Source organism: Luteolibacter sp. Y139, from assembly GCF_038066715.1.
Taxonomy (GTDB): Bacteria; Verrucomicrobiota; Verrucomicrobiia; order Verrucomicrobiales; family Akkermansiaceae; genus Haloferula; species Haloferula soli.
The window spans coordinates 173,078-185,964 of sequence record NZ_JBBUKT010000004.1 but is presented as its reverse complement, the minus strand read 5'-3'; the positions used below and the strand labels follow the sequence as shown (position 1 = coordinate 185,964).

The window sequence follows — 12,887 nt, the reverse complement described above, 5'->3', positions numbered from 1 at the left end:
ATGCTGATCACCTTCGACATCGACGACACGATTCGGCTGCATGGCAGTTCGCAGCCATCGGAGCCACCGGCCAAGGCTTGGCTCGCCCGTCTACTGTATCGTGAACCGTTACGTCCGGGCTTCCGCCTCCTCTGCCATGATCTTCGCACACTCGGCTGGCGGATTGGCATCTACACCACCTCGTCCCGTTCCTCAGGCTACATCCGCCGCTGGATGCGTTGCTACGGCCTCACTCCCGATTTGATTGTGAATGCCGCGATCCACGAGGCCGCGGTAGCGGGGCGACATGGGCAAGGTCGCCCTCCCAGCAAGCATCCGGGATTATTTGGCGCTGATCTTCATATCGACGACTCCGAGGGCGTTGCCATGGAAGCCACGCGATTCGGCTTCCACGCGCTCATCATCGATCCCGAGGATCTGAAATGGGGTGACACGATCCTCGAAGCGGTCAGATCATTCGCCCCCGGGCCCGGCAGCCTCACCGATTCGCCATCTGCTTCCGGAACAGCGGAATAAACTCCGCCTCCATCCACGCAAACGCCGCCTCCAGCCCCTGCTCGCGATAAATCTTCCCGATCTTCGCCTCCACCGCCGTCGGCGCACCGAAGGCACTCAGGAAACCGTTCGACGTCAGCCGGGTGAACCACTCGCCATCCATCGACCCCCGCTCCTTCAACACCCATGAGCGGGCGAAGAGCGCCAGCACGGCATCGCCGATCCAGGCGGCCTCGCGCTCGATACGGATTTCCTCGGTCTTGTTCATCGCCGCGGCAGCCTGCGCTCAGGGAATCGGCCGGGCCAGCTTTTCCATCCGCTGACGCTCGATCTTGTCCCGCAGCGCGGATTCGGAATCGGCATTCCAGTAGCCCGGTTGCAGCTCCATGAAGACGCTCGTGTAGGGCAGCGCCGTATTGGTGCGGATCACGAGCACCTCGAAGGTCTTGTTCGTATCCTCCATCAGCGTCAGCAGCGATTGCTGCTCCAGCTCGGTGGTCTCATGCGCGTGCATGGACTGCTTCAGGTTCTTGCGGAAATCGTCGATCCCCGGCGCGTAGTCGTTCTCGAGGGAGTCCAATTCCCGCGCGGTGTAAATCCGGGGCGTCACATGCTCGGTCCGCTCCAAGGTCTTCAGCACCTCGTCCACCACCACGGGAATCTCCTCGTTGGCATTGATCTGGCGGAGTCCCGGCCGGTTGTAGCCGGGAAACGACGCCTCCGCGATCACGATCCAGTTCCGGTAGCCGAGCTGGGATGCCCGCATCGACAGCTCATCGCGCCACCCACCGTGCTGCGGGATCACCGCGCACCCCGCCATCACCGCGATCGGAGCGAATACCAAGCAGCGGCGGAGCCAGGGCGACATCGGCATGAGTAAAGGATGGCCCCGATTGCCTGTCAACGGGGGCGCTTTCTCACGCCCCCGTTGAATGGCCAAATCACATGAATTGCGCGCCGGCATCCGCCAGCTCGGAACGCTCGCCACGGTTCAGGGAAACGTGGGCGACAAAGGGCAGCCCCTTCAGGCGGTTGCGGGTATAAACAAGGCCGTTGCTGCGGCTGTCGACATACGGATTGTCGATCTGCGCCGGGTCGCCGAGCATCACCAGCTTCGAGCCGCGTGACATGCGCGTCACCACGGTCTTGGCCTCCTGCGGCGTCAGCTGCTGGGCTTCATCCAGCACGAAGAAGCGGTTCGGAATCGAGCGTCCGCGAATGTAGGCAAGTGCCTCGATTTCGATGATTCCCTGCTCCATCAGGTGCTCCCAGGGCTTTTTCACCGGACCACCGCCCTCGCCGCCTTCCTTCTTCGGCTGCTTGCGGCGCGGGCCGAGCGGCGTCGTGGGGCGCATCAGCAGGTCGAGCGCGTCGTGGATCGGCTGCAGCCATGGCCGCATCTTTTCATCGAGCGTGCCGGGCAGGAAACCGAGCTGCTCGCCCATCGCCACCACCGGGCGGCTGACGGTGAGACCATTGTAGCGGCGGTTGAACATCTCGTGGAGACCCGCGGCCACCGCTACCAGCGTCTTGCCGGTGCCAGCCTGACCATAGCAGGTCACCAGGGAGATGTCGGGATTGAGCAGGGCATCGATCAGGCAACGCTGGCCGAGGTTCATCGGCTTGAGCGCGGTGCCGTCCTGGATCTTGAGCGCCTCGGGAATTTGCAGGCGCACCAGTTTGCCACCGGCAGCCATGCGCGCCGGCATCGTCTGCCGTTCGCCAGCTTCCAGCAGCACATATTGGTTCAGCACCAGCTCGGAAAGCCGGTCGGCCTCGATCTCGATCTCGCCGGAGCTCGCGAAGCGCTGCATCTCCGATCCCTCGACCTCGATACGACGGACATCGTAGCTGGAGACCTCGCGGGCATCGACCTTGTCATTGAGATAATCCTGGCAATCGATGCCGACCGCGCGGGCCTTGAGCTGCATGTTGAGGTCCTTGGTGACGAGCACCACGGGAGCCTTGTTGTAGGCCATCAGCAGCAGCGTGCAGGCGAGGATGCGGTGATCGACTCGCTCCTTGTCGGGAAAGATACGGTGGAAGCGCTGCAGCATTTCCGAGTTCTTCGGGCACAGCGCGGGATCATACACCACCAGTCGGATCGTACCGCCGCCATCGGTGTCCACGCCTTCAGTCACCCGCTTTGAGCAGGAGAACATCTCCGTCAGCTTGCGGTGGATCTTGCGGGCATTGGCACCACGCTCGGATTGCTCGGTCTTGAAGCGATCCAGCTCGGCCAGCACATCCACCGGGATACAAATATGATTGTCCGTGAAGCGACCAAGGCAGGCCGGGTCATGGAGCAGCACATTGGTATCGAGAACGAAGCTCTTGGCGGTTTGCGTGGGGGCCTTGAGTCCTAGATCGCCAGGTTGGGATCGCGGCTTTCCTGCACCGTTGGATTTGCGGACGGAGCCCCCATGTTGAATTTCGATAAGGCGAGCTTGGACGTCCTCGGCACGTTGGAGCATGGCAGGTTTGGTTTTGGATCGGGCGGAGAAAGAGGGGCTGAGCACCGGTCCGCCACCGGTCTCTGGCAAGCCACCACGCGGTGGCAAAAAGTGGAGAGGTCTTTTAATCAAGACTCCTGAACTATTCGCCGCCGTCGAGCTCTTGGCAATCTTCAAATCGCTCGATTCTCGACGATCTGTGACAGCTCTTTCCGCAGGGTTTTTCCCAGCGGGCTGCGGGCGATCCGCCCCACCGCCAGACAACCCGAAATGCGCCGGAACCCGGGGCAAGCGAGATGATAAGCATCAACGGCTTCCGAAAGCCCTTCAGCATCGCCTTCATGAACCAAAACCAGCCGATTCCCAGCCCTCTCATCGGCCACCGCGACGACCGCGAAATCCCTGCGTGACGAAAGCGCCAGCAACTCCGTCTCCACCGCCACCGGATCGACCAATTCGCCCAGGATTTTCACATGCGTATCAGCCCGGCCAGTGAGGAAAACATCCCGTCCCTCGATCCTTCCCGAGTCGGAAGTCACGTGCCATTCGCTACGACGTTCCTCGTACTTCCAGCCATCTTCGCCGGAAACCAGCATGCCACTGAACAAGGCCTCACCTTTCAGCAGGATCCGCCCATCATCATCCACGCACGCCTCCCAGCACGGGAGCAACGCAATGGGCAGGGAATGGTACGACGAATCCAGTAGTTCAAGTCCCTGCGTTGCCACCTGCGAACAAGTTTCAGTCATCCCGTAGCTCGCCAGCACCGGCCAGCCAAGATCCCGCGCCGCCCGACCCGTGGCCTCCGCGAGGGCACCACCACCGACAACGATCGCCCGCAGGCTCTCCGGTGCACGCAGCCCGGCAGCCACCAGGTCATGGACCTGCGTCGGCACCAGCGAAAGATGAGTCCCACCGGAACTCGCTAGCCACGCCGCGAACTCCGCAGCATTCCACTTCCGCCCAAACTCCACCAAACGGCAGCCGGACTCGAACACCCGCGCCGCCACCCCGAAGCCGCCAACATGATCGACCGGCAACGCCAGCGCCCAACAACTCGAAGCCGAAACATCCAGATGACGATTCACCGCCGCCGCCGAAACCAGCAGCGACCGCCGGCTCAGCCCGATCCACTTCGGTGTCCCCGTGCTGCCAGACGTGCGAAAGAACACCAGCCCCGGCACGTCCGCATCAGGACCGCCGCCCATCATCACCGGGGCGTCGCTTTCCCAAAACCCCGCACCGGTCAGGAGAGACGCTTCCATGGCAACTTCGCGAGCAAGTCATCGAAACCCAGGCCATTCCCCGGCGCCGCACGAAACTCCGGCTTCCACGGCCCAAGCGCCTCCGTAAAGGCGTCCGGCTCGAAAAGATGGTGCGTCTGCAAGCCACACAGCCCCACCAAGCCCGGGAACTGCAGCGCCAACCGCCCCGCTTCCCACGCCGCGAAAGACTGCCCCAGCGGATGATCCATGTAGCTCGTCACCACCACCCGCTGGCCGGATTCCTGCGCCGCTTCCGCCAACAGCCAAGGCTCATCAATCGCCGGCTTGATCACGGTATACTGCGCCTCCGAACGATGCGGCGCCGCCTCGCGATCCACCGCCAGCGGCACACGCGTCTTCAGGAAAAGCTCGCGCCACTTCGTGTCTGAGAACGGACACGGGTCTTCAATGAAATCGATGCGACTCCTTTCTTCCACCGACAACGACATCAGCCATTCCGCGAGTTCACCGTCATCGCCGGTCTCGTTGAAATCGAGCCGCCACTTCAATTCAGGGTATTTGGAAGACGCCACCGCTATGAACTTCCGTTCGTCCGGGAAGTCCCTGCCGCACTTCAGCTTGATCGTGGTAAACCCGGCCATCACCGCCTGATCCACCATCGCGGCATCGCGGGTCGCCAGAGTCGCATGGCTCAGCGGAACCTCCAGATCCTCGAATAAGGCATCCGGTATCGAACGCGCCGCACCATCCATTTCCAGGCAGCGCAGGGCCCTTCGCACGAGCGGCCAGCGCCGTGCTCCGGCCAAATCACTGAGGCATTTCTGCAATGATGGATCACCGAGCTCCGGCCACGGCTGGAGGCAAGCGTGCCCACCCTCCGCATCCTTCAAAAGCACGCCCTCGATGTCACCACGAGTGGACCGGGCATTGAGCCCGCGGCGGCTTTTCAGCCGATAGTGCCAGTACCAGAGCAGAGTGGACATGAGATGAGATTAGAGCTTCACCGCCAGGAAATGGAATAGCACTGCGAAGGCCACCAGCTGCCCCGCCGCCATCGCCAGCAGGCGGTTCATGCCGCGGTCTTCCGGCATCGTCAGCGCGCCCCAGCTCAAGCGCATGCCGAGGCTCAGCATCGGGATGGATGCGAGCACCTGCCACGGGAGCCCGAAGACGAGCCACACCAGCCCGAGAAAGGCCGCCAGCTTGATCTCCATCCAGATGATCACGCGCGCCGGCTTTGAGCCGAATCTCACCGCAAAGGTCCGCTTGCCGGTCGTACTGTCTTCCTCGCGATCGCGCAGGTTGTTGATGGAAATCAACGCCGCCGAGAGCAGGCCGACCTGCGCGCCCAGCAGCAGCGCCTCCTTCCGCCACTCCAACGTCTGGACGAAAACCGTGCCGCACACCGCCACGAGGCCGAAGAAAAGGATCACGAACAGCTCCCCCATCCCACGATACGCCAGCGGGAACGGCCCGCCGGTATAGCCATACGCCAGATAGAGAGAGGGAATCCCGATCGCCAGGATCGGCCAGCCCGCCGCTTGGTAAAGCACCACGCCACAAGCGATCGCCAGCCCCAGGAACACCGCCGCCGCCGACATCACCGCGGTTCGCGAAAGCAAGCCGCTCGCCGTCACCCGCTGTGGCCCCAGCCGGCGCTCGGTATCCGCGCCCTTCGCCGCATCGATCGCATCGTTGAAAAGGTTCGTGGCGATCTGGATGAAAACCGCCCCGCCCACCGTCGCAAGCGCCAGCGGCAGGCTGAACTTTCCCGTCAGCTTCCACGCCAGCACGCAGCCCACCCACACCGGCACGATCGCGGCGGGCAGGGTCTTCGGGCGGGTGGCGAGCAGCAGCGGCGCGATCACGCCCGGAACAAGCCCGGCACCGCTCCCCCACGCAAACAAAAAGCCCGCCCCGGCATCACCAATGTAGCGTCGGTCTGCAACTGCGGCACTTCAGTGGCTCAAAGCGCGTAAATCTTCCACAGGTAACAGACGTGCAATCAAAGCCTTAAAAGCCTGGGACGCTTCATCTTCACGGTTTTTCGTTGCATAAAATTACATACCGTGTCGGACTTATTCCAACTCGATCCCCGTTCCACTTCAAAACCCTTCGCATTGGTGGTCCGCCTTCATCCCACCGATCCTTCACGCTCCTGACGCATGAAAACCCGGATATTTCGTTCATGGGCCCTGGCTCTCGCATGTGCCGCTGCTCTGCCTCCTGCCCGGGCACAGAATGGTGAAACCGACCCCGCGCCCGGCTACACGGCTCCACCTCCCATCGTCAATATCGGCGGCAATGCCACCGTGGCCGCTTACTCCCCGCCCCACGAGCAGATCGAAAACCCCGCGGACGATACCGACGACATCAACGAGAGCCGCACCCGCGAGGCATTCACCCGGCCGATCTACGTCACTCCGGACAATCTCAATCCCGCTGGCAATCCCATCCGCCCCCTACCCACCACCGACTGGTGGACCAGCGTCCTCATGAGCGGCGATGGCGGCACCCTCTGGCAGTATCCCATCACTTCCAAATTCATCGCCGCCGGCATCGAGCTTCAACACATCCTCGGTCCCGGAAGCACTTCACCCGGCACTCCTGCCACCGGCTTCGCCACGGGAGGCGTCCTCCGCGTCGAGGCCTTGGAGAAACCGAATACTTCCGGCCTGCCCGACTATCCACTCCCCGGTTCGGACTTCGAGGGCAATGGCCCCAGCCTCCCCGCTGGTTGGACGATCTCGACCATCCCCGGTGCCACCGGCGTGGTCCTCATTACCAATCCCGTGAAGAACGTCGCGGAAACCCCGGGGCTCGATCCCACGGGTTTTTCCGGCGAGCGCTTCCTGATCACGAAGAACATCAACCCGGACAATAGCAACACGCCCCGTGGCATGGTCACCAGCCCCGCCTTCACGGTGGATCGTGGCTACCTTCACTATCAGATCGGCGGCCAGGCAAACACCGCCGAGCTCCGCGTCGAGCTGATCGACAGCGCCGGCACGGTCCTGGATAGCCAGATGCGTGGCACCACTCCCACGTCGAACACCACCACGCTGATCTGGCAGCGCTTCGACCTCACCGGCCGCACCGGGCAGAGCCTGCGGATCCGCGTGGTGGATAATTCCACCGGCGCTTGGATCGTGGTCGACCAGATGTTGTTGAGCAATGAACCGCTCTCTCCCGTTACCCGCCCCGGCTCCCGCCTCATCTCCGGCGGCGCCCTCGTCCGTGATTGGTCGGACTGGATGGTAAAGGTCCGCAAGACCGACTCCATCAATCCGAACATGACCATGGATGTCTCGCTCGCCCGCAACATGCCCTTCGCCTGGGTGCAGCTGGCCAATGCGAACCCCCGCGTCAGCTTCGATGTCGCCCCCGTCATCCGGAATGCGGCCGGGACCACGCTTTCCAGCGGGGATCTGGGCATCCATGAGAAATTGTCCGTTGAGGTTTCCGGCCGCTTTTACGGCCTGCACGCCCCGGCCGGCACCTCCTTTGCCTACGACTCCACCACCCGCAGGCTCACCGCCTTCCTTCCGGACACGGCGGGTTCCGATTACCTCGTGGTCAGCGCCATGCTTGCTGCCAACCAGCTCGCTACCCTGGACACCTATGCCTACGCCCGTCCGGAAAAAACCACCGTCACCTACGCCTACGATCCGGCCCGTCCCACCGGCGGTGCCGTGCAATCGAACTGGAGCTATCAGATCACCTCGCTGAAACCCGGCGCTAACAAGGTTCTCCAGGGCTGGCTGCCACCGCACTACCGGGACACCGGGGCAAACCTCGGCTTCGTGGCAGGTCTGGAATACGCCACCCCGCGTGGCCTCTTGCGCTGCGGCGAAGCGGTCGCCTCCACCGGCTTCACCATCAACTACGGCTTCAATGGCATCCTCGGGAATTTCGCCACGCCCACCGTGCGGAACCTCCCGGACGGCTTCGATCCCGCCTACATGGAGACCCTCCTCCGCGACTACGACCGCACCAACAACGGCGTCTGCGATGACACCTATTTCGGCGCCAAGAACCTCGTGAAGCATGGCCGCGCCATGCACATGGCCAAGGAACTTGGCCTCACCGACGTTTATGAAAACCTGAAGGCCGAGCTGAAAGCCTCGCTCACCGACTGGTTCACTTACGACGGCACCGAGCAGAACCACTACTTCGCCCACAACGATCGCTGGGGTCACATCATCGGCCATAACTTCGTGCCGGATTTCAATCTCGCCGGCTTCACCGACGTCCATTTCCACTACGGCTACTACACGCTCGCCTACGCGCTCCTCGCGCAGGAGGACGAGGCATTCCGCGATCAGTTCAAGGACATCGCCGTGGAGCTCGCTCGTGCCTACGCGAACTGGGAGCACCCGACCACGATGCGGAACGCCCAGAACCAGATGCAGTATCCCTGGATGCGCACCTTCGAGCCCATGGTCGGCCACTCCTATGCGGGCGGCAGCGGTGGCAATAACCAGGAATCTTCCTCCGAGTCCATCCAGGCATGGGCCGGCATGTTTTTGTTAGGCGAGGTGTTGCGCGGAAACGATCCCCGCGCCGCCGATATCCAGGCCACCGCCGCCTTCGGCTACGCCATCGAGACCCGCGCCGTTTACGAATACTACTGCGACTACCACGGCAGCCCCTTCTCCGCCAAACCGCTCGACCGCAACGGCCAACCGGCCGTCGGCAACCTCCGCTATGGCAACTGGCCGGACTCGTTCCGCTACGGCAAATACGCCTCCGAATATCCCGACCATCCCGCGTGGATCTTCACCAACGGCATCATGAGCGACAACGGGAACTCCTTCGCCAACTACTTCTCCGGCGAACCCGCTCACACCTACGGCATCCAGTGGCTCCCCAATGCGCCGCACATGATGTTCCTCGCCCGCGATCCAGACTTCATCCGCGGCCAGTTCAACACGCTCTTCAAGTATCGCGGCGATCACTATGCCATCGGCTCGCTCAATCCCTTGCGGACCTCGATGCAGAACAGCCGGAACAAATGGTACAGCGCTCCCACCGCCGATGATCCGGACCAGCGCGTCGTCGCCATCAATGAAGGCTGGCCGACCTATGGCATCAAGTGGGCCATCCAGACGGTCTATGAACTCAATCCCGCCTACGCCCGGCAAACCGCCAACAACCCGCTCTACCGGAACGGCCAGTGGCTGGTCACTTTCCCCGCCACCGACACCTTCGGCGCGCAGGTCACTTTCCCCGCCGCCATCTGGACACCGGACGCTCTCATCGCCGACAACCCTCATCTCGTCCCACCCGCGAACTCCGCAGATCTTCCCAACTACTCCCTCGTGCAATGGATCGCCGGCATGCACACGGCCGGTGGTGGACCCGGCCCCGACTGGGCCCGTTACAAGGCGGCCTACAGTTGGGATCCTGCCGACTATTCCTCGCGTGACAGTGCCGCGAGCATCACCGGCTTGCTCAAGTCCATGCAGGACATCGGCGGCAATTCCTGGCCGCTCATCGCGCTCTGCTACGACGGTTTCGCCGAGCCGGAATTCGCCCTCAAGGTCATCGCGGAATACCGCCGCCGCAACCTGTCCTTCGCGACCGATACCGAGTCGAACATGTTCTTCTACAACTACCTCACCTCGCTGCAAGGCCTGGGCACGATCCAGACCGACCAGCATCTTGGCATCGGCACCAGTGCCGTCTTCAAGACCGCCGGCGGCGAGCGGAATTACATGGTCCAGAACATGTCCGCTTCCTATCGGCTGGTCGACGTCTTCGAAGGTGGAGCCGTGATCGGACAGGTCCTGGCCTATCCGAAAACCACCACCCTGCAAAAGGGCCTCTTGGAAGCCACCGAGGACTTCGCGCCCATCGGCACCGTGCCGGAAAACAACGCCACCAATGTTTCCGTCAATCAGGACAAGATCGCCGTGATCTTCAGCGAACCTTTCAACCCGGCCACGCTCGATACGGAAGTCACCATCTCCGGTCCCGGTGGCCTCACCCTCCAGTATCTCGCCAGCCCCTCGCCGCAGATCGCGGAGTATCGCATCGTGGGAAATTGGACGCTCGGTGCCACCTACACCATCCACGTACCGGCCACCGTTGCCAATGCGACCAATACCTCCACGGTGGGCACCGCACGGCAATTCTCTTTCACCATCCAGGGCCCCTTCGGCTTCGACATCACCGGCACCACTCCGGCCACCGCTGCCACCGGCGTGGACCCCGGACTCGATACCATCGAAGTCACCTTCAACAGCCGCGTGAATCCGGCCACGCTCGGCGCGGTCACCTTGGCTGGCGCGGGCAATCCAGCCCTCACCTACAACTCATCCGCCAGCACTCCCCGCAAGGCCGTCTTCAATATCGGCTCCGACTTGCAGCCCGGAGGTTCCTACACCCTGACGATCCCCGGCAGCGTGGCCGACGTCTACGGCCAGACCTTGAGCACCGCGGAGACCTTCACCTTCATCACCCGCCAGGCGGATACCGTGCTGGCCAGTTGGCCCACCACCTTGGACTGGAGCAAATTCACCCAAGTCGCCAGTTCGGGTGAAGCCACCAGCACCGTCTCCGGCGCGCGGATCTGGGCCTTCGACGCCGTGGGTGATTTCGTGACCCTCAGGATCGCCGCCGAGCAGGCAGGAATTTATAACCTGATGGTCACCTACCGGCAGAATCCCGGCCGCGGTATCGTCAAGCTGGTCCTCAATGGCACGGATGTGCCGAACAAACTCCTGGATGAAACCCTCGGCATCACCCCCGCCGGCTTTGACTTTGGCAATATCACGCTCAACGCGGGGGACAACCTCCTCCGCTTCGAGGTCGTGACCAAGAAGGGCACCGCCGCTCCCCAGTTTTCGCTCATCAACGCCACCTTCACCCCGGTGCAGATCTTCCCGGTCGCTTCCGGCTATGCCGCTTACCAGCAGGAAAACTTCGGTCCCGGCCAACCCGCCAACAGCGGAGCACAGGATGACTACGACAAGGACGGTGTGGTGAACTTCCTTGAGTTCGCCTTCGGCACGCCTCCCAAGTCCGGAACCCAAGCGCGCTATCCGCTGGTGACCAGGAATACTTCCACCGGAATGGTCACCGTCGCCTATCCGAAAGCAGGCGCGGACCTGCATTACCAGGTAAGGCGTTCGTCCAACCTCATCGACTGGTCGCCAGTCCCCATGGCAGGCGAGTCATTCAACCCCGGCACCGGCCTCTATGAAACGACCGTGGAATGGCCTGCTCCGGTATCCCAGCCTCTCTTCATCAGCATCGAGGTCACCGAATAGGTTACCCCCTCCCCGGGATTTGAGCACTTCGCACCACGGCGACGAGAGGACTGTCGGGAAGCTTGTTTTCACCGCTCATGCTCAGCTGAAAAGGCAGGAGACGCAAATTCCGACCTGGACGTCGTTTGACGGCATTTCACCATTGCCTTGATCAAGCCGGGCAAGCGTTCGCAGGATTGGATCGTATTCCCGTGCAATCCTGACTCCAATCAGCCATGCCACGCCGCTTGATTTGCCACTCCTTGCTTGTCCTCTCACTCAGCGGCGTCAGCTTTGCCGATCCACAGGAACCTCCCGCCTCGCCCGGCAAGGAGGCTCCAGCGGTGTCCCACGAGGGCAAGCTCGTTCCTATGACAGATGAGGGGCTTATCGCGGGATTCTCGCCACTCAATTGGATCCGCAGCGGGGGAGCCATGCATTCGCCGGTCTGCGGGGCTTCCTTCAAGTTCGCCTTCGTGGACACCAAGCGGGTGGTTCTCAACGTGGATACCTCACGCCTGAAGTATCCTTCACCATCCCGCTTTCCCATCCTGGCATGGACGGTGAACAACGGTCCTCTCCAGAGCCACCAGCTTGCCGCAGGGGAATCCAGCGTCATCCTGTCAGACGCGGTGGCGAACCCGGTCATCGACTTCTACATCAAGGGTCTCTCCCCATTTGAAGACCGCTTCCATGGAGATGTGCCTGCCAATGCGGTCACGCTGACCGGCTTCACCGTGGCTCCGAAGTGCACGATCAAGGCCCCGCCCGCCGCGCCGCTATGGCTGAATCTGGGTGACTCCATTCTCTCGGGAGATGCGGCGGCCTATGAGTCGAAGCAAGGTCGCCCCCCCGATGACCAATGGGCCGCCTCCGATGACGCACGGGCGAGCTATGGCTACCTGCTGGCCAAGCAGCTCGGCTATCGCGAATCACGCTTGGCCTTCGGCGGCTATGCCTGGTCTGGAGGTGGCGGAAACAACCCTCAGGTGGCCGATCTCGTGGATCAAATCACCAGCACTTCATCCCGCTTGACCGGGGGAAAGCTGGAGCCTTGTCCCAAGGTGGTGCTCATCAACCTCGGGGAAAACCGAGCACCCGAGCCGGAGACCGTCATCGCCGCTCTCGTGAAGTTGCGTGAGCGCTGCGTGCCGGAGACCCGCATCATCGTGATGATCCCCATTTCCGGCAGGGCCCGTGCGGAAGTTACCGCGGCTGTGGAAAGCTACCTCGGATCTAACAAGGATGCGAAAACCCAACTCCTGGATCTTGGTTCCATCGAGTTCGATACGGCGGATGGCCAGCATCCTACCGCGGCGGGTCACCGGTCGATCTACGAGGCCGCCCTTCCTCGACTCAAGAAGCTTCTCAAGTAATGATCCGCTGTCTTTCCTCCTTCAAAGGTGCCAGTCCTTGAGTTTTGAATCTGTTAGACGCGCTTCGCGCTCCCAAATCTCCCC

Annotated in this window: 9 protein-coding genes; 3 read left to right on the top strand and 6 right to left on the bottom strand. The window is 62.3% G+C overall.

What is annotated here, in order from left to right:
• A complete protein-coding gene (locus WKV53_RS11940) occupies positions 1–516 on the top strand; it encodes a hypothetical protein (RefSeq protein ID WP_341404822.1) in 516 nt (171 codons plus the stop codon).
• Here the strand turns inward: WKV53_RS11940 and WKV53_RS11935 are convergent.
• The 6 genes from WKV53_RS11935 to menA all read right to left on the bottom strand — a co-directional run bounded on the left by WKV53_RS11935 (position 479) and on the right by menA (position 6,042).
• The gene (locus WKV53_RS11935; RefSeq protein ID WP_341404821.1) at positions 479–763 is read right to left on the bottom strand and encodes a ribonuclease III domain-containing protein; all 285 of its coding nucleotides are present in this window, start codon (positions 761–763) and stop codon (positions 479–481) included. The genes WKV53_RS11940 and WKV53_RS11935 overlap by 38 nt on opposite strands.
• Before the next feature lie 18 nt (positions 764–781).
• A complete protein-coding gene (locus tag WKV53_RS11930) occupies positions 782–1,363 on the bottom strand; it encodes a hypothetical protein (RefSeq protein WP_341404820.1) in 582 nt (193 codons plus the stop codon).
• Between the two features lie 73 nt (positions 1,364–1,436).
• Complete coding sequence (locus WKV53_RS11925; RefSeq protein WP_341404819.1) at positions 1,437–2,969, bottom strand: PhoH family protein; 1,533 nt, start codon at positions 2,967–2,969, stop codon at positions 1,437–1,439.
• 152 nt (positions 2,970–3,121) lie between these two features.
• Complete coding sequence (locus WKV53_RS11920) at positions 3,122–4,213, bottom strand: AMP-binding protein (RefSeq protein ID WP_341404818.1); 1,092 nt, start codon at positions 4,211–4,213, stop codon at positions 3,122–3,124.
• A complete protein-coding gene (locus WKV53_RS11915) occupies positions 4,195–5,157 on the bottom strand; it encodes an enolase C-terminal domain-like protein (RefSeq protein WP_341404817.1) in 963 nt (320 codons plus the stop codon). The genes WKV53_RS11920 and WKV53_RS11915 overlap by 19 nt, the downstream gene beginning before the upstream one ends.
• A gap of 9 nt (positions 5,158–5,166) precedes the next feature.
• Positions 5,167–6,042, bottom strand: coding sequence for a 1,4-dihydroxy-2-naphthoate octaprenyltransferase (gene menA, locus WKV53_RS11910; protein ID WP_341404816.1), 876 nt, complete (start codon positions 6,040–6,042; stop codon positions 5,167–5,169).
• Positions 6,043–6,339: 297 nt separating this feature from the next.
• Here menA and WKV53_RS11905 point away from each other — a divergent pair, with 297 nt between their 5' ends.
• Both WKV53_RS11905 and WKV53_RS11900 read left to right on the top strand, forming a co-directional pair.
• Positions 6,340–11,448 carry a glycosyl hydrolase gene (locus tag WKV53_RS11905; protein ID WP_341404815.1) on the top strand — a complete coding sequence of 1,703 codons (5,109 nt, stop codon included), beginning with the start codon at positions 6,340–6,342 and terminating at the stop codon, positions 11,446–11,448.
• Positions 11,449–11,663: 215 nt separating this feature from the next.
• Positions 11,664–12,803 (top strand): SGNH/GDSL hydrolase family protein, encoded by a 1,140-nt coding sequence (locus WKV53_RS11900; RefSeq protein WP_341404814.1) that lies wholly within the window; start codon positions 11,664–11,666, stop codon positions 12,801–12,803.
• Positions 12,804–12,887 lie beyond the last annotated feature (84 nt).

Bases quoted from the DNA above. Each gene is read 5' to 3' on its own strand.
- WKV53_RS11940 (WP_341404822.1), top strand. From the start codon at position 1: ATGCTGATCACCTTCGACATCGACGACACGATTCGGCTGCATGGCAGT.
- WKV53_RS11935 (WP_341404821.1), bottom strand. From the start codon at position 763: ATGAACAAGACCGAGGAAATCCGTATCGAGCGCGAGGCCGCCTGGATC.
- WKV53_RS11930 (WP_341404820.1), bottom strand. From the start codon at position 1,363: ATGTCGCCCTGGCTCCGCCGCTGCTTGGTATTCGCTCCGATCGCGGTG.
- WKV53_RS11925 (WP_341404819.1), bottom strand. From the start codon at position 2,969: ATGCTCCAACGTGCCGAGGACGTCCAAGCTCGCCTTATCGAAATTCAA.
- WKV53_RS11920 (WP_341404818.1), bottom strand. From the start codon at position 4,213: ATGGAAGCGTCTCTCCTGACCGGTGCGGGGTTTTGGGAAAGCGACGCC.
- WKV53_RS11915 (WP_341404817.1), bottom strand. From the start codon at position 5,157: ATGTCCACTCTGCTCTGGTACTGGCACTATCGGCTGAAAAGCCGCCGC.
- WKV53_RS11905 (WP_341404815.1), top strand. From the start codon at position 6,340: ATGAAAACCCGGATATTTCGTTCATGGGCCCTGGCTCTCGCATGTGCC.
- WKV53_RS11900 (WP_341404814.1), top strand. From the start codon at position 11,664: ATGCCACGCCGCTTGATTTGCCACTCCTTGCTTGTCCTCTCACTCAGC.